Origin of the sequence: Paraburkholderia ginsengiterrae (assembly GCF_001645125.1) — a bacterium.
GTDB classification, from domain to species: Bacteria; Pseudomonadota; Gammaproteobacteria; order Burkholderiales; family Burkholderiaceae; genus Paraburkholderia; species Paraburkholderia ginsengiterrae.
The window spans coordinates 33,163-50,844 of sequence record NZ_LXKA01000121.1 but is presented as its reverse complement, the minus strand read 5'-3'; the positions used below and the strand labels follow the sequence as shown (position 1 = coordinate 50,844).

Genomic DNA, 17,682 nt, shown 5'->3' with positions numbered 1-17,682 from the left:
CCGGCATGCCTCGCATGCGCCCCATCACACCCCGATCGCAGTCAGGAGACGACCTCATGAGCCCCACCCCTTCGGCCGACGCCGCCGTCGACGTTGTAACGCGCGAGTTGCGCGGCAAGGTACTGCTGGTGACCATCGATCACGCCCCCGTGAACGCCTTGTCCGCCGACGTGCGGCGCGGTCTGCTCGCCGCCGTCGAGGCCGCGGATGCGGACCCGGCCGTGGCAGCCGTGCTGATCCTCGGCGCGGGGCGCAACTTTATCGCCGGCGCGGATATCCGCGAGTTCGGCAAGCCGCCGGTGCCGCCTTCGCTGCCGGACGTCTGCAACCGCATCGAAGCGTGCACGAAGCCGGTGGTGGCGGCGATTCACGGCGCCGCGCTCGGCGGCGGTCTGGAAGTGGCACTCGCTGCTCATTACCGGATTGCCGTCGAAGGCGCGAAGCTCGGCTTGCCCGAGGTGCAACTCGGCCTGCTGCCAGGCGCCGGCGGCACGCAGCGCGCGCCGCGTCTGATCGGCGCGCAGGCCGCGCTCGACCTGATTCTCAGCGGCCGCCACGCCAGTGCGAAGGAAGCGCTTGCGCTCGGTCTCGTCGACCGTGTGGGCGGCAGCGACGATATCCTCGCCGAGGGCCTCGCGTACGCGCACGAACTGCTGGCCGCTCATGCGCCGGTGCGCCGCACACGCGAAGCCAAGGCGCTCGGCGACCGCGCCGCGAGCCTCGCGGCCGTTGCCGCGGCACGCGCCGACACCGCGAAAAAATCACGCGGCCTGTTCTCGCCGCTGAAAATCGTCGAGGCCGTCGAAGCCGCCATCGAACAGCCTTTCGACGACGGTCTGCGGCTCGAACGCAAACTGTTCCTCGAGTGTCTCGACAGTCCGCAGCGCGCCGGTTTGATTCACGCATTCTTCGCCGAACGCGAAGTGCTCAAGGCGCCCGAAACGCGCGCTGCCAAACCGCGCGCGCTGAACAGCATCGGCGTGGTGGGCGGCGGCACGATGGGCGCGGGCATTGCCGTCGCGGTGCTCGACGCCGGCTTGCCGGTGACGATGATCGAACGCGACGACGCCTCGCTCGCGCGCGGCCGCGCCCACATCGAAAAGGTCTACGACGGCCTGATCGCCAAAGGCCGCCTGAGCGAAGAGAAGAAAGCCGCCGTGATGGCGCGCTGGAGCGGCAGCACCTCCTACGACGCGCTTGCCGGCGCCGATCTCGTGATCGAGGCCGTGTTCGAAGACATCGCGGTAAAACAGGCCGTGTTCGCCGAACTCGACCGCGTCTGCAAAGCTGGCGCCGTGCTCGCGACCAACACGTCGTACCTCGACATCGACGCGATTGCCGCGAGCATCTCGCGCCCGGCGGATGTGATCGGCCTGCACTTCTTCTCGCCCGCCAACATCATGAAACTGCTGGAAGTGGTGGTTCCGAAGCAGGTCAGCGCCGACGTGGTGGCCACCGCCTTCGAACTCGCGAAGAAGCTGCGCAAGACGCCGGTACGCGCGGGCGTGTGCGACGGCTTCATCGGCAACCGCGTGCTGGCCGTGTACCGCACCGCCGCGGACGCGATGATGGAAGACGGCGCGTCGCCCTATCAGATCGATGCGGCCGTGCGCGCCTTCGGCTTTCCGATGGGACCGTTCCAGGTGGTCGACCTGGCGGGCGGCGACATCGGCTGGGCCACGCGCAAGCGCCGCGCGGCCACGCGCAATCCCGCCGCGCGCTACGTGCAGATCGCCGACCGCCTGTGCGAGCGCGGCTGGTTCGGCCAGAAAACCGGCCGCGGATTTTATCTGTACCCCGAAGGTTCGCGCAGCGGCGCGCCCGATCCGGAGGTCGAAGCGATTATCGAGGCCGAACGCACGCGCGCCGGCATCACGCCGCGCAGCTTCACCGACGAAGAAATCATGCGCCGCTACATGGCTGCGATGATCAACGAAGGCGCCAACGTCGTGCATGAACGCATCGCGCTGCGGCCGTTGGATGTCGACGTGACTTTCCTGTACGGCTACGGCTTTCCGCGCTATCGCGGCGGTCCGATGAAGTACGCGGACAGCGTCGGCCTGCCGAAGATTCTCGCGGACATTCGCGAGTTCGCGAAGGAAGACCCGATCTTCTGGAAAGCGTCGCCGCTGCTCGTCGAACTGGTGGAACGCGGCGCGGATTTCGCGAGCCTGAACGAAACGACCTGAGACAGTCTGAAATCAAGCACATCGCGACCGGCCGCGTATCACCCGCACCGGTCCATTCACTCTCTACGGAAGAACCAGCCATGGATCTGAACTTCACTCCTGAAGAAGAAGCCTTCCGCGCCGAAGTACTGGCGTTTTTGCGCGACAAGTTGCCCTCGCGTCTGTCCGACAAGGTGCACGGCGGCCGCCGTCTCACCCGCGCCGATATGGCCGAGTGGCACGCGATTCTCAACGAGAAGGGCTGGCTCGCCAATCACTGGCCCGAAGCGTACGGCGGCCCGGGCTGGAACGCCGTGCAGAAATTCATTTTCGAAAACGAATGCGCACTGGCCGGCGCGCCGCGTATTGTGCCGTTCGGCGTCAACATGCTCGGACCGGTGCTGATCAAGTACGGCAGCGAGGCGCAAAAGCGCTATTGGCTGCCGCGCATCCTCGATGGTTCGGACTGGTGGTGCCAGGGCTATTCGGAACCGGGCGCCGGCTCCGATCTCGCCTCGGTAAAGACTACCGCCGTGCGCGGCACAGATGCGCAAGGCGAGCACTACATCGTCAACGGCCAGAAGACGTGGACCACGCTCGGCCACTTCGCGAACATGATCTTCTGCCTCGTGCGCAGCGCAACCGACACGCGCAAGCAGGAAGGCATCAGCTTTCTGCTGATCGACATGAATACGCCGGGCATCGAAGTGCGGCCGATCATCACGCTCGACGGCGAGCACGAAGTCAACGAAGTGTTTTTCACCGACGTGCGCGTGCCGGTCGAGAACCTCGTCGGCGAAGAGAACAAGGGCTGGACTTACGCAAAGTATCTGCTCACGTATGAGCGCACCAATATCGCGGGCGTCGGCTTCTCGGTGGCAGCCTTTAAGCGGCTGCAAAAGGTCGCCGCGAAACAGCGCCGCAATGGCCGGCCGCTCGCCGACGATCCGGCGTTCGCAGCACGCATGGCGCGCGTCGAAATCGATCTCGAGAACATGAAGACCACCAATCTGCGTGTGATCGCGGCGGTGGCCGGCGGCGGCGTGCCGGGTGCCGAAAGTTCGATGCTGAAGATTCGCGGCACCGAGATCCGTCAGGAAATCTCGTCGCTCATGCGCCGCGCGATGGGTCCGTACGCACAGCCGTTTATCGAAGAAGCCATGCATGACGGCTACGAGGGTGAGCAAATCGGCCCCGACGGAGCCGCGAGCGCCGCGTCGATTTACTTCAACAACCGCAAGCTGTCGATCTTCGGCGGCTCGAACGAAATCCAGAAGAACATCATTTCCAAAATGATCCTGGGACTGTAAGGGGCGCACCTCATGAATTTCCAGCACACCGAAGACCGCCGCATGCTGGCGGATACGCTCAACCGGTTCATCGGCGAGCAATACGACTTCAACGCGCGCGACCGCATTGCGTGCTCGGCGGAAGGTTTCAGCAAGGATCTCTGGAGCCGTTTCGCGGAGCTCGGCGTTATCGGCGCGTTGTTCGACGAAGCGGACGGCGGTTTTGGCGGCGCCGGCTTCGACATTGCCGTGGTGTTCGAGAGCCTAGGCCGCGGTCTCGTGGTCGAGCCGTTTCTCGATACGCTGATCGTCGGCCGCGCCGTGGCGCGCAGTGGCAATGACGCGCAGAAGGCCGTGCTCGGCGAATTGATGGAAGGCTCGCGCATCGTCGCGCTCGCGCATGGTGAACCCGAATCTCACTACGAGCTGGCCCGTGTGACCACGCGTGCCGAGCGCAGCGGCAACACATGGCAGCTGAACGGCGCGAAAGCGGTAGTTCAGCATGGCGAGCACGCGTCACTCTTTCTGGTCTCGGCGCGCACGAGCGGCGATGCCGATGCGCAAGATGGCGTCACGCTCTTTCTCGTGCCGCGTGATGCGGCGGGCGTCAGTGTGCGCGGCTATCGCAAGATCGACGGCGGCCGTGCCGCCGAGGTGACGTTCGAGAACGTCACGCTCAACGACGACGCATTGCTCGGCAGCGCAGGCGAAGGTTTTGCCACGCTCGAGTACGCAACGGGCTGCGGCGTGCTGGCACTGTGCGCCGAAGCGGTTGGCGCGATGGATGTAGCGAAAGACCACACGCTCGAATATCTGCGCACGCGCAAGCAGTTCGGCGTGCCGATCGGCAGCTTCCAGGCGTTGCAGCATCGCATGGCCGATCTGCTGCTCGAAATCGAGCAGGCACGCTCGGCGGTCATCAACGCGGCCGCGGCGCTGGGCGCCGAGCGCAAGGTGCGGGAGCGCGCGGTGTCGGCGGCGAAATACAGTATTGGGCGAATCGGCACGCTCGTGGCGGAGGAGTGCATTCAATTGCACGGCGGGATCGGCATGACGTGGGAGCTGCCGCTCGCTCACTACGCGAAGCGCCTCGTGATGATCGATCATCAGCTTGGCGATGAGGATCATCATCTCGAACGGTTTGCCGCGCTGGGACGCGAGTAAGCCACACGAGTCAATCACGCGCAAGGCGTCCGGGCGGCGTGAGTCTTCCTCATGCCGCCCGACGGCAGCAACAGTCCAACCGCCTTAGGCATGAGCCCAGCGCCTCACAACGTCGACACCTCACCGCCACACACCCTAGGGACCCAACGTTCCCCAAGCGTTTCCGGGTCCTAAGTTGACGCCGGTAAGGGTTCATGGATAATGGCCTGAAATACGGTGTTTTTCGCTACGTCCGCCTTTATGGCCGCGCACTGAATCGAAGCACAACCGCCACGACCCACTTGAAAGCCACTTCGTCCAGTCAGACCTACCGGCTCGCCACGGGCTATGCATTCGGCCTGTCCGACATTGGACTCGTGCGCCGCAACAACGAAGACGGTTTCCTGATCGACGAAGCGCTTGGCCTCGCCATCGTCTGCGACGGCATGGGCGGTCACGATGCCGGCGAAGTCGCCAGTGCCGAGGCGCTGGTGCTGATGCATCAATGCATCGCGGAACTCGACCCGCACGCGTTTGCGTCCGGCCCGCGCGAGGACCCGGACGCCACCCTGCCCGGCCGCTATTCGGTCAAGTCCGACGGCACCGCGCCGCAGGCACCGCACCCGGTGGTCACCGCCACAACGCGCGCGGTCGAACACGTCAACGACCATCTGTATGCAATGAACCTCAGCGACAGGCGCGCGGACGGGCGCGGCATGGGCACGACCATGACCGGCCTCTGGCGCCAGCCGAACACGGCGACGATGGTGGCGTTTCATGTCGGAGACAGCCGCCTGTACCGCTGGCGCGAGGGCCGCATGCTGCAGATCACACGCGATCAGACGCTCTATCAGCAGGCGCTCGAAGCGGGCATCACCATCAATCTGCCGGCACGCAACGAGTTGCTGCAGGCCATCGGTCCGTCGCCGCTGGTGGAGCCGGAGGTGCACCGTCTCACCGCGAGGCCTGGCGATCTTTATCTGCTGTGCTCGGACGGTCTGCACGGCATGCTCGCCGACAACCAGATCGCCGACGTGTTGCGCCAAACCGCGCCGGAGTCGCTCGCCGCGTGCAGCGCGCAACTCGTGGAGCTTGCCAAGCAGCACGGCGGCAAGGACAACGTCACCGTCGTGCTGGTGTGGTTCGACGCGTAGCGCCGGGACGCTGACACCTTGCCAGTTCACCAGGCCGGCGGCAACGCCCTCTCTTCGCTCAACACACGCCAACCGGACTCCTGCCATCCCGCGTCGATGAGCGCGCAGAAGCGCTGCTCATCGGGCAGTCCGGGACACGACAGCAGCACACATCCGGCCGACTCGGCGCCCTCGCTCCACCAGCAACTGCGTCGACGCAAGCCTGAAGCGGCCTGATCCAGCGTCAGCTTGCGAGCGGCTTCGGTGAGCATGTCGTTCGAAATCGATCCGAGCGGGTAGCACAACGCGGCGTAGACGTCGCTTGCCATCAGCACGGCAGGCGCGATCAACTCTTCAAGCGACGCGTCGAGCGCATCGACCTGAAATCGTTCGTCGAGCGTCGAACGTGCAAGTTCTTCGAGACGGTCGTACCACGCACCGCTCACACCGAGCCAGTCCGCAAGATCGAATTCCGCGTCGCAGCCCGCGGCTATAGTCAACGGAAAATAGCGCCCGACGCGGTCCATGCCAGGCATCATCACGCCTGCCCACGCCCGTTCGCCACACACATGCCGTCCCACCGCGAAACGCCATACAGGACTGGTCAGATACGCAGCCAGCCAGGTTTCACGCAGACGTTGACGGCTCGCGTGCAGCCCGCGCTGTAGCCACTCGTCCCAGGCGTCGAGAAAATCGGCGGGCAAGCGGCGCGACAGAAAGTCCCCATGCGTGACCGCCTTGCCGAAGAAACCGGGTGTATCGAACGTGGCGTTCATAGCTTTGCCGGACAGCGGAACTGGGTCAGCGCGTCGAGGTTGAACGGATTCACTACGCTGCTCGCGCGCAGCTCGAGCGTGACCTTCCGGCCGTCCAGATCCAGCGTCAGGTTATAGCGGTCGCGCTGCGCGGTCGGCTCCAGCACGCCCTTGTCGATCATCCTGAACCATGCCCACGGGCCGTCCGTCGAGTAGCCGCTCGTGCCCGCCGCGCCCGGCGGCGCAAAGTCGACGCGCACCGTGCTCGACACCTTGCCGCCCGGCCACTGGAACGCCGTCGAACGCGTCGGGCCGTGGCCGTAAGTGAGCGTCTGCCCGTCGAGATCCAGCGTAAATTGCGTGACGGCGGGGTCCATCGTGACAGGCTTCAGCTCGAAGCGCGCCGAGGCCATCTTGCCGCCGCCCGCGAAGAACGCATCGCGGATCTTCGCGGCACGCTGGAACTGCGCGAGTACATCGTCCGGAATGCCGAGCGACACGTTGCCGAACGGACGCCATGTCCAGCGCGTTCTCGACGTGTCGACGTACGGCAGCAGATTGTGCTGGAAGAAGTCGTCGATCAACCCGCCCGGCGCGAACACGCGGCCGAAGTCTTCCTGGGTCACGGCATCCGCCGCGTTGCGCACGAGCGGATAACGGCCGTCGATGGCCTGATGGCAGAACGACGCTACATTCGCGATCCATAGCGAACTCAACCTGCCGCGTTCGCTGCCGAGCGTCAGCGACGAACCCGAATCCGCCACCCCCGTCAGCATGGCGGCGAGCGGCGCGGGTTTGCCTTCGGCGCCCTGCTTCAGCTTCGTCAGCGCATCCGACGCCGGCGCGGGCGCGCCCTGACGCCTCGCGGTGTTGGCGGCATCGAGGTAGACGAATACTTCGTTAAGCGAAGCAAGTTGTGCATCCAGCGGTGACACGCCGCCCGCGCCCGCCGCCGCCATTTGATGCAGGGCCTCGAAATGCAGATCGACCGGATTCTGCACCGGCGCGGCCGCGGTGGCCGGCGCGGCGTCGTCGGCGGAAGCGAGCGCGCTCTCGAGTTTCTGCTTGACGCTGTCGAGCTTGCTTTTCGCCGAGTCGACGAGGCTCCCCTGCTTCACGCCGGAGAGCGTGGTTTCGTTGGTAGCCGTGACGAGGAATTTTTTCAGCGGCGAGGTGGGCTGCGCGAGCAGGTTCACCACCCGCGCCGCCTGATCGAGATCGCGGAACGGCACAATGCCGACATCGGACAGAAACGCGTCCCAGCGCCGGATATAGTCGTCGTAATACAGTTCGAGAACCTGAGCATTCAATTGCTCGATCGCCGCGGGATCGGTGACTGCCTCGTCCTTGCCGAGAATCCAGTTGTCCTTGACGACACCGGCCACCGCGAGATCGCGATGCGCGAGGAACTGCCGGTAGCCATCGCGGGTATAGAGCCCCGGCACACCGCGCGTCAACGGTTCGCCGCTCTTGCGCACGAACACGAGCGCCGCGTCCCGTCCGGCCGCGCTCGCCAGCGACACGTCCGGCAAACCCGTGCGTTGCAGACCGCGCAGCAGCGACGCATAGACCCGCTGTTGCAGCGGAACCCGCGCGAGCGCCGCGCGCGTCGAGGCAACCAGATCGCCGTCGAGGGTCACCGGGCCGTCGTCCTCGACATGCTCGAGCAGCGCGGCCATGTGCGCGGACAAATCCTTGCGCTGGTCGTCGGTCAGACGGCCGGCGAGATTGCGGCTCCAGTCGTAATCGGCCCAGCCCGCCACCGAGTCGGCGTCGAAATGGCGCGGATCGCCCAGCATCAGGTAGACCCGCAACGTCTCGTACAGGTACTGCGGATTGTTGGCATCGCCACGCCGCAGTTGGTCCTCGAGACGGCCGACGAGGCGCGGCAGCAGCGTCTGACGCAACAGCCGCTGATACAGCGCTTGCGCGGCCGAGCCGAGCTTGTCGCCTTGATACAGGCCCATGGTCATCAGAAACGGCGCACCGCCCATACGGTCCGCGTAACCGCCGGGTATCGCACGGGCCGCATCGAGCAGCGGCAGCACGCTCGCCACGCCCGCGTCGGGTACGAGGTTGCGCGCCTGCGCATCGATCGACGCGACCTGCAACGACACCTCGTTCACATAAGCCTTGTTCCTCACATAACTCGTGATGAGACCGGCCGCAACCAACAAGATCAGCACCGCGGCCAGCACCCAAGCACCTCGCTGCAGCCATGCGCGACGGCGCTCGACGCGCAGGTCCGCGCCCGCGAGGCCCGACTCCTGGAACAGCACGTCGCGCAACAGCCGCGTGATGAAATAGCTCCGGCCGCTCGCGGTATTCGCGACCAGCACCTGACGGTCGACGCCGAAGCTCGCCGCGAGCGCGCCCATCACGCGATCGATCGGGCTGCCTTCCTGCGTGCCGCTCGTGAAATACACGCCGCGCAACAACGCGTTTTCCTCGTAGCGGCTCGACTGGAACACGTCGCCCAGAAAGCCGCCCAGCAGATCGCGCAACGACGCCAGTTGCTGCGGAAAACCATAGATCAACGCGCGCCGCCGAACGTCCCGCTCTGCTTGCAGACGATCGAGCACACGCGTCTGCAAACGCGCTTCCAGCGCATCGAATTCGGCGGGGAACGCACTCAGCAGCTGATCCACGCTGGCCGCCTCGGCCACCGGAAACGTCATGCCCAGCACGCTCGCGCGTTCATCGCGGCCAAGGTCGTCGAAGAACTCGACGAAACCCGCCAGCAGATCGCACTTGGTGACCAGCACATAAATGGGGAAGCGGATGCCGAGGCGCTCGTGCAACTCCTTGATCCGCTCGCGAATGGACTGCGCCTGCTGCTTGCGATCGGCCTCGGTCTGCCGCAACAGATCGGCCACCGACACGGCGACGATCACGCCGTTGATCGGCCGGCGCCGACGGTACTTCTTCAGCAGTTGCAGGAAGCCGGTCCACGCCGCCTTGTCGGCTTCGCTATCGCTGTCTTGCGTGGTGTAGCGGCCTGCCGTGTCGAGCAGCACGGCTTCGTCGGTGAACCACCAGTCGCAGTTGCGCGTGCCGCCGATGCCGCGAATCGCCTCCCTGCCCAACTTGTCGGCGAGCGGAAATTTCAGGCCCGAATGGACCAGCGCGGTCGTTTTGCCGGCACCCGGCGCGCCGACGAACATGTACCACGGCGTCTGATACAGATATTGGCCGCCGAAGCGGCGCCCGCCGCGCGCCTGGCGCAACACGGCGAGCGCTTCCTGGAAGCGCTGGTTGAGTGCCGCCACTTCGGCACTCGTGCGTGTGTTGCCGGGCGTCGAAGCGCCCGCCGCACCCGCCGCGTTTGCGGCATCGGCATCGGCAGCCGCAGCAGGCTGAGCCGCCACGCTCTGCATGAGCTTCAGATTGGCCAGCCTTCCAATCAGCCATTTGACGATAAAGAACCCGGCCCACAGCACGAAAATAATCGCGATCAAGGTCAAACGGCTCGACGCGGATTCGAGCGGCGCATGCCCGTTGAACGCCACGAGCGGCCCATCTATCCAGACTATCAGCGACAGCGCGAGCGCGCCGAAGAACGCGAGCACCCAAGCCCGGGTCAGCCAGCTAAAGAGTCGTTTCATGACAGATGACCCGGCGAAAGGTGGAACGAAAAAGACACTGCGCATGCCGCGTTCACGGCGCCCCCGATGCAAAGACCGTCACATCCACACGCCGGTTGCGCGCGCGGTTCGCGGCGCTGTCGTTCGGCACGAGCGGCTCGGTGTCGCCGCGCCCTTCTGCTACGAAGCGATCGGGCGTACCTGTGCGGGCGGCGAGCACCTGCTTGACCGCCTCGGCCCGCGCTTGCGACAGATGCCAGTTCGACGGAAAGCGCGCCGACACGATGCGCTGATCGTCCGTATGCCCTGCGACCACCACGCGCCCGGGCACCGTCTTCAACGCATCGCCGATCCGGTTGAGCAGCGGATAGAAACCGCTCGATACATCCGCGCTGCCGGAACTGAACATGCCGTCGCCATGCAACGTGATGACCGACTTGCCGGGCGAATCGGCCACGCTAACCAACCCTTGGGCGATCTCCGGTGCGAGGAACGCCGCAAGACGCGGCTTGGCGGGCTCGATGGACGGCACCGCCTTGCGCAGAGCCGCGGGTTCGGCAACCGCGGTCTTGACGCCGTGCAAGGCGGCGAACACCGGGTCGGACGCGCGGTTCAGGCTGATCGAGAACGCCAGTTGCAGCGCCATCAGGATCACGCCGGTCAGTGCGGCGAGCACCCACAGCGGCAGCAGGCGCATCAGCGGATTGCGCTTGTCGACGACGCCTTGCCAATGCGGCGACAGGTCCCGCTCGACCGGTCCGCGTCGTTCGCGAATCATTGCCAGCAGCCGTTCGCGCAGGACGTCGAGTTGCGCGCGGCCGCCTTCGATCAGGCGGTAGCGCCCTTCCATGCCGAGCGCGAGACAGACGTACATCAGTTCGAGCACGTCGAGGTTCGCGCGCGGGTCCTGTGCAAGCCGTTGCAGGATCAGAAAGAACTTCTCGCCGCCCGACGCCTCGTTATGAAACAGGATCAGCAGGCTGCGCCCCGACCACGCGCCGCCACCGCCCCACGGTGTGCTCGACACGGTCTCGTCGAGGAACGTGCACAGCGCGTAACGCGCGGCCGACAACGCTTCGAGACCTGGATTGGCCTCGCGCGCCTCGCTCTCGAACCGGCGCACGCCGTCCACCAGGCGCTGGCGCAGGTCTTCCAGATCGGAGTGCGTCGACATATGGCGCAGCGGCACGATCAGATCGAGCAACGGGTTGGCCGCGCGCAGCAGCGGATTGATCCCGCTGGTGTGGATCGCGCCGGACATGGGCACTTCAGCCGGCGCATGCCGCGAGGTCGGCGCAGGCGGCGCTTCCGGCGCCGGGTTGGGGGTGTTGGCGTTGGGCGCGGCGCCCTTGCCGCCGGGACGCGGCACCAGAAAGGTGGCGGCCTGCTCCGCGGCCATGTCGTCTCGACTCATGATCGGCTACCTCCTGATGGCCCAGAGCGCCAGCTGCAGGCCTGGAAAATCCCCGGCCACGTGCATCGCGAAGCCTGCCGAGGTCGGCAGCAGCTTCCACAGATCGTTGCCGCGGTCGAGCTCGTAGTACGTGAAGCCGGCATGAAACGGCAACTGCCGGGGCGCGACCGGCAGCGCGCGCAGCGCGATGCCGGGAAGCTGCAGATTGACGAGGTCGCGGATCCTTTCGACCGGCCCGATCTTGACCTGCTGCATGAAGCTGTTGCGCACCGTTTCCGCGGGCATCTGTGCGTTGACGGCCAGCACGAAAGTGGCGGATCGGAGCAGCTCCGTGTCGGCCACGACCGCGACATGCACGCCGAACTTGCGGGCTTCGAGCGGAATCGGCACGACGGCCGAATCCATCACCATGCTGAGCGACTGCCGAAGATCGGCGATCACCGGCATGAAGGTGTCTGCCAGCCGGTCATGGCGGTACACGGGATACTGCGCGGTCCGTTTGCCCGCTTGCGAGAAGGTGGACAATTCGCCCGCCAGCGCCACGGCCACGCGATACAGTTCCTCGGGATGCAGGCCCGTCATCGTCGCGAGATGGCTCACCAGCGGCTCGGCGCGATTGATGAGTTGCAACAGCAGGAAGTCCTGAATCTCCGCCGCGCCGCCAGTGCCCGGCGCCGTGAGCCGGCTCGCGAGCGCTTCGCCGCGCTGGCGCAGGAGGCCCGTGAATTCATCGGCGAAAGCGGCGAGCCGTGGCGCCACGCGGAAGTCCAGACAAGGTGGTGCGTAGTCGGCATCGAGCACGATCTGGTTATCGGCGCGCCGCTCGATCACGCGCGCGACGCCGAGGCACGCGTGCGCGTTCACCACTTCGGATTCGAACGCGAGCCTCAGGCGCAGCTTGCCGATCTGCAGGAGCGCGGCACCGGTGCCGTCGGCGTTGCTGTCGGTCACTTCGTATTCGACCGTGCCGTAGCGCGCGAAGCTGTCAGCCGCGGGCGCGGCGGCGGCGCGCGGTATGCCCGCGCGGCGCACCGGCAATGCCAGCACGACCAGCGCGTTGCGGGCGTCGTCGGGAATGTCGATGCCGGGCGGCGGCGCATCGTCGGCGGACAACGCGAACGGCGTGCCGTCGGGCAGCACGCCCGCGCACTCGCGAATCGCCAGCTTGCCGAGCGCGAGCTGCGCGTCGTCGAGCCTGAGCGTCGTAAAGCCCCAGCCGTAGGGCCTGAGCCCCGCCGCGCGCGACTCGACCAGCGCGTGCAGATAGCGGTCGTGCTGCTGGAGATGCTGCGGTTGCAGAAACATCCCCTCGGACCAGATGACTTTGTTGTTCCAGGACATCGCGTGTGGTGACTCCAGTTAGGCGTCGATTAGCGAATACGTTCGGTTTCCTGATTATCTGGCACAACCGATGCGTGCTACGAAGGCTTCGGCTGCGACGCCGCGTGGTCGACTGGCGCGGCGGCGGCCGGCGTGACCGCGACGCCCAGCGCATCGAGCCGCACGTCGAAACGCTTGACGTTCGCCGGCCACACGTCGACGACCGCGCGCCAGTGCGCCGAGTCGACATCGCGATAGGCCGCGAGCACGGCGAACTGCCGCGCGTCTTTGGCGCGCTCCAGCACGACGGTTCGATTCGCCGCCGGCGCGATGTCGAGATCCTCGCGTGCCAGCAGGTCGGCGCCGAGCAAAGTGGCGTCGTGATCGAACAGCGCGAAGAAATCGGCGTTGGCAAACTTGCCGGCCGACTTCAGCTGATACAGGCGCACCACCACCGGCGACGGCCGCCCGCTCGTATCGGGGTTCAGTCCGGGCGCGGCCTCGAGGGCGACGTCGACGAGCTGCGGTGGCGGCGGGCTCGCGGGCGGTGGCGCCGCGGGCGCGGGCGGCGGTTTTTTGGCCGAGCCGATCAGCGGCAGCTTGTCGAGCATGCTGCAACCGGCCAGCAATGCGCTCGCCACGCCGAGACCAAGCACGCGCCGACGCACAACGAGCGTGGACCGCGCAGGCGGTGCGGGCAAGGCGCCCGCTGGCCCATCTCCCTGAGTGGCCGGGTCTGTCTTCAGGCTTGTCCGCACACGGCGAGCCGGGCGCGATCGTGAGGGCTTGTTCATTTGGTGCGCATGCGTCCGATCTGGTCTTCATAAGCACTGGCGAAGCGCTCGCCGAACAGACGCTGAAAATCGTCGTCGGCTTCGCGCACCATTTCGTCGTACATCTCGACCTGCCGATCCCACATGCGCGCCTTGCGGTTGCCGCCGAGCATCTTGTCCATCACGCTCGGCGCGGCGACGCGCTGTTCGATCGCGGCCGGATCGAAGCGCTTGAGCACGTCGAGGAGCGCCGCGCGCATGCCGGCCACCATCGCGAGTTCGTGCGCCTTGATATCGTCGAACGACGCCCAGATCGCCTTGAGCGGCGGCAGGTATCCCGCGCCACGGCCCGACAGCATCTGCGTAAGCGCGCTGTCCACGTCGGGGAAGAATTTCAGCGGGTTGTTGTCGCGCACGCCGATCACCGTCATGTCGATGCGGATTTCCTTCTTGGTCAGCGCGCGCGCCATCAGCACGTCGATCGTGCCGCCGAGCGCCTCGCGCAGCATCTGGCCGACGAGTTCGGCGAGATCGGTCGCGCTGCGCGAGCCGCGTGGCAGGTCGGGCACGCCGAGGCCTTTAAGGAGGGCATGGAAGACAGCGTCGTCGTTGGAGACTGGCTTGCCGGGTGCGGTGGCTTGTGGTTGGGGGGCCGGTTGCGCTTGTTGCGATGGCTGCGCCGTTTGCGCTTGCGGCGCGGACAGCACGGATTGGGTTTGCGAAGCCGGTGCTACTTGAGGCGCCGCTTGCACCTGGGGCGGCTCCTGCGCCTGCGGTATGCCTGAAGCCGGCTGTGTCTGTCGCACTTGCGGCGTATCCGGCACAGGGGAAGCCTGCGGCGCTTGCGATACCGGCGGCGTTTGGACGACCTGCTGCGCAACAGCTCCCGACACGGAACCCGAACCCGAACGCCCAAGAATCGTGAACTCGGGCAACATCACCCGCGCTGCAACCGGCGCCACAACCGGCGCTTCGCGCGTCGCGCTCATCTGCGCCGGTTTTTGCTCAACGGCAGCCGTTGCATGACCACCCCGCCCCAAATCCGCAAACGGATCGTAATCGGCAGGAATCCCGATCGGTGTGGTAGCAAACGGCAGCGACTCCGGCGCCGCAGCGGTGCCCATCGACCCCGTATAACCCGGCGTGGGTTGAATCGACGCTCCGCCGAACAACACGTCGGCCAGCGGCCCCGCGTTCGGGATGAGCGGCCCGTTCAAGCCAAGCGGATCGTCCGCCGGACCGCTTCCGATCTGCAGCTTGTCGAGCCCCGCCGGACGCGCCAGCGGATCAGGCAAAGGCGCCACGCCCGGCGCGCCGAGCAGATCGTCGAGCGTCGCCCCCACCGCAACGGGCGCGACCGGCGCGGCTGCCGGGACCGGGGTCTCTGCCTGCTCGATGACGCTCAGCACATACTCGCCGACCGCCAGGTCGTCGCCATGCGCGAGCCGGGCCTGGCGCGATCCTCCCAGCGGTTTGCCGTTCAGCACGCTCGGATTGCTGCCGACATCCTGAAGCAGGAAGTTGCCGTCGCGAAACTCAATGCGCGCATGCGCGCGCGAGATCAGCTTGTCCGGATCCTCCAGCACAAGGTCGTTGTCGCTCGAGCGGCCAATCGTGCCGCCGTCCACGCCAAACTTGCGTTCGAGCGGCGTGGCCACCGGCGCGTTGCGATAGGTTTCGACGCGCAGAATCAGGAACATGACGGGTTACCTCGTGCCATCGTCGGCCTCCTTGGGCGCATCGGGTGCTTCGGGCGAGGCCGCTTGCGCGGAAGCTCCGCCGCCCCCGCCGCCGCCGTTGATATTGACCATGGCCGAGCCGTCGATTGCGATCTGCACACCCGCGATCGAAATGCCGCTCGCCGACAGTACGATCGAGCTGCCGCCCACCTTGAGCGTCAGCGTCTGATCCGCCTCGAGCGTGATGGTCGCCGCCTTCAGGTCGATTTTTTCACCCGCTGTCAGCGCGAGATTAGTGGCCGACTTGTGCTGCGTATCGGCGCCGACATCGAGCGACAAGGTGCCGCCGATCTTGCCCTTGTGCGAACCCGTGACAGTGTCGTGCCGGTCGCCCGCCACCTTCGCATAGTGGTTGCCGGTCACCGACAGATGCCGGTCGTTGCCGACCGACTCGAGCGAATCGTTCTTGACGGTGTTGTCCTGATTGCGGCCCGCGAACAGGAACAGTTGCTCGCTGCCGGCCTTGTCGTCAAAGCGCAGTTCGCTGTAGGTGCCGCCGCCTTTTGACGAATTGGTCCGGATTGCAGAACGCGTCGCCTGCCCCGGCAGCGCATACGGCGGCATCATGCCCGCGTTGTAGACGGTGCCGGTGACGAGCGGCCGGTCGGGATCGCCCTCGAGAAACTCGACCACCACTTCCTGGCCGACGCGCGGCACGAACAGCGCGCCCCAGCGCTTGCCCGCGAACGACTGCGCCACGCGCACCCAGCACGAACTGTTTTCGTCGCTCACGCCCGAGCGGTCCCAGTGGAACTGCACCTTGACGCGGCCATACTGATCGGTCCAGATTTCCTCGCCGCTCGCGCCGGTCACGAACGCCGTCTGCGGACCGCGCACCACCGGCTTCGGCGTGACGCGCGGCAGACGGAACGCGTAGGTTTTGTCGAGTGCGTCGAAGGTGCAGAGAAACTGCAGACCGTCCGCGCCGCCACCCGGATCGTAGCCGCTGTACGTAATCTCATATCGCGCACCCACCGCGAGATAACCGGTGTTCTGATCGGCTCGCGGATGATCCGTCAGATTGAACAATCCGCCCGGCGCCATCCCGCACGCGTTGGTGCCGCCGCTGATCCGCAGCACCTGGGCCTGCAACGCTTCGAGACGCGTGCGCACCACCGTCTCCGCCGCCGCGCTCGTCGCGAAGCCGCCCGGATAATCGAAACCCACGGCGCTGCCGTTCTCGTAATCCGTCTGCATCGCGGCCTGCGCGAGCGGAATGCTGCTCGTGCGGTTGGTCGCCATCTCGAAATTGAAGTCGCTCGCGCTTTGCTCGTGCGTCTGCATCGTGCCGCGCACCGCCCACTCGCCGATGCACTCGCTGCCGCGCATGCCCCCGCCGCCCGCCACGAAACGAATCGAACGGTACCCGTCGAGCCAGTCGTGCGCGGCGTATGAATCGGCGAGCACGAGCGTGTGGCTCGACTCGTCCTGCCTGAAGAAGTAGTAGATGCCGGCGCTCTCCATCAAACGGCTCACGAACGCGAAATCCGTCTCGCGGTATTGCACGCAGTACGGCAGCGCGTCGTAAGTCGCCGAGAGCGATGCTTCGAAGGTCGCCGGATAGTCGGCGAACACCGCCTTGATGATCTCGACCACGGTCTTGTTCTGGAACACGCGGCAGTTGCTCGCCCGCGTGAGAAACCATAGCCAGTGGTGCAGCGTCGCCTGATACGTGGCGTAGCGGCCGCGCCAGCCGGTATGCGAAAACTGCGTGACGTGGCCGTGAAAATAGCGCTCGCCGCCGCCCGGCCTGCCGAGGCGCACACCGATCGGGTGCCCGAGAATGTCCGCGAGCGCAATCGAATCGTTCTCGCTCAGCAGATCGAGCCGGTACTCGCTGAGCTGGCCGAGTTCGTCACTGCCGGTCATGCCGGCGAACAGCAGCACGTCTTCGCCGAGCGGGCTCGACACGCCGCACGGGCGATATTTCTGAGTGGTCGCCAAGGTTGCCACGCGTCGCCTCTAGGGAATCATGGTTTTGGTGGTGGCGGGCATAACGATGCTCACCGCGCCGCCCCAGTTGCACAGGCATTTCGACGTGTTATCGAGCGCCGGCATATTCGCGATCGTCACGGTCGGCGCGCCGGGCGTCCACGGCGAAGCCGTGGCCGGCACACAGGGCATCGGTGTCAGCACGCCGAGCGCGGCCGTGGTCGCCGCTGCCACCGTCGGATTGGAAGGCGCGCTGCACATGCCGAAAGGCATGATGTTCACGAGCGGAATGTGATCCATGATGTTGGCGGCGGGCGGCCCCTCCGCAAGCACCTTGTTTTTGGGCAGCACCACCAGGCTCGACGGCGCCGCGCCGAACGAGCACTGAAGGGTCGCGCCCATCGAGACCTGGCTAGCCATGATTGCCTCGCT

Annotated in this window: 12 protein-coding genes; 4 read left to right on the top strand and 8 right to left on the bottom strand. The window is 66.1% G+C overall.

Annotated features, from left to right (window positions below; genetic code table 11):
• Positions 1-56: 56 nt before the first annotated feature.
• The 4 genes from A6V37_RS10605 (at position 57) to A6V37_RS10590 (ending at position 5,754) form a co-directional block, all read left to right on the top strand.
• Complete coding sequence (locus tag A6V37_RS10605) at positions 57-2,189, top strand: 3-hydroxyacyl-CoA dehydrogenase NAD-binding domain-containing protein (RefSeq protein WP_064285976.1); 2,133 nt, start codon at positions 57-59, stop codon at positions 2,187-2,189.
• Between the two features lie 80 nt (positions 2,190-2,269).
• The gene (locus tag A6V37_RS10600) at positions 2,270-3,478 is read left to right on the top strand and encodes an acyl-CoA dehydrogenase family protein (protein ID WP_064268127.1); all 1,209 of its coding nucleotides are present in this window, start codon (positions 2,270-2,272) and stop codon (positions 3,476-3,478) included.
• 12 nt (positions 3,479-3,490) lie between these two features.
• A complete protein-coding gene (locus A6V37_RS10595) occupies positions 3,491-4,621 on the top strand; it encodes an acyl-CoA dehydrogenase family protein (RefSeq protein WP_064268128.1) in 1,131 nt (376 codons plus the stop codon).
• A gap of 281 nt (positions 4,622-4,902) precedes the next feature.
• On the top strand, positions 4,903-5,754 hold the full coding sequence (locus tag A6V37_RS10590; protein ID WP_064268129.1) for a PP2C family protein-serine/threonine phosphatase: 852 nt from the start codon (positions 4,903-4,905) through the stop codon (positions 5,752-5,754).
• 26 nt (positions 5,755-5,780) lie between these two features.
• Here A6V37_RS10590 and tagF read toward each other — a convergent pair whose 3' ends face one another.
• The 8 genes from tagF to A6V37_RS10550 all read right to left on the bottom strand — a co-directional run bounded on the left by tagF (position 5,781) and on the right by A6V37_RS10550 (position 17,670).
• The gene (gene tagF / locus A6V37_RS10585; RefSeq protein WP_064268130.1) at positions 5,781-6,509 is read right to left on the bottom strand and encodes a type VI secretion system-associated protein TagF; all 729 of its coding nucleotides are present in this window, start codon (positions 6,507-6,509) and stop codon (positions 5,781-5,783) included.
• Positions 6,506-10,093 (bottom strand): type VI secretion system membrane subunit TssM, encoded by a 3,588-nt coding sequence (gene tssM, locus A6V37_RS10580; protein WP_064268131.1) that lies wholly within the window; start codon positions 10,091-10,093, stop codon positions 6,506-6,508. Before tssM ends, tagF begins: the two co-directional genes overlap by 4 nt.
• Before the next feature lie 52 nt (positions 10,094-10,145).
• Positions 10,146-11,486: a DotU family type VI secretion system protein gene (locus A6V37_RS10575; RefSeq protein ID WP_064285975.1), complete on the bottom strand. Its 1,341-nt coding sequence runs from the start codon at positions 11,484-11,486 to the stop codon at positions 10,146-10,148.
• Positions 11,487-11,492: 6 nt separating this feature from the next.
• Positions 11,493-12,827: a type VI secretion system baseplate subunit TssK gene (gene tssK / locus A6V37_RS10570; protein ID WP_064285974.1), complete on the bottom strand. Its 1,335-nt coding sequence runs from the start codon at positions 12,825-12,827 to the stop codon at positions 11,493-11,495.
• A gap of 77 nt (positions 12,828-12,904) precedes the next feature.
• Positions 12,905-13,507 (bottom strand): type VI secretion system lipoprotein TssJ, encoded by a 603-nt coding sequence (tssJ, locus tag A6V37_RS10565; RefSeq protein ID WP_064268134.1) that lies wholly within the window; start codon positions 13,505-13,507, stop codon positions 12,905-12,907.
• Between the two features lie 89 nt (positions 13,508-13,596).
• Positions 13,597-15,279: a type VI secretion system-associated FHA domain protein TagH gene (tagH, locus tag A6V37_RS10560; RefSeq protein ID WP_064268135.1), complete on the bottom strand. Its 1,683-nt coding sequence runs from the start codon at positions 15,277-15,279 to the stop codon at positions 13,597-13,599.
• A gap of 6 nt (positions 15,280-15,285) precedes the next feature.
• Entirely contained in the window at positions 15,286-17,271 is a 1,986-nt protein-coding gene (locus A6V37_RS10555; RefSeq protein WP_082904848.1) for a type VI secretion system Vgr family protein, read from the bottom strand.
• 9 nt (positions 17,272-17,280) lie between these two features.
• The gene (locus A6V37_RS10550) at positions 17,281-17,670 is read right to left on the bottom strand and encodes a DUF4280 domain-containing protein (protein ID WP_064285973.1); all 390 of its coding nucleotides are present in this window, start codon (positions 17,668-17,670) and stop codon (positions 17,281-17,283) included.
• Positions 17,671-17,682: the final 12 nt, after the last annotated feature.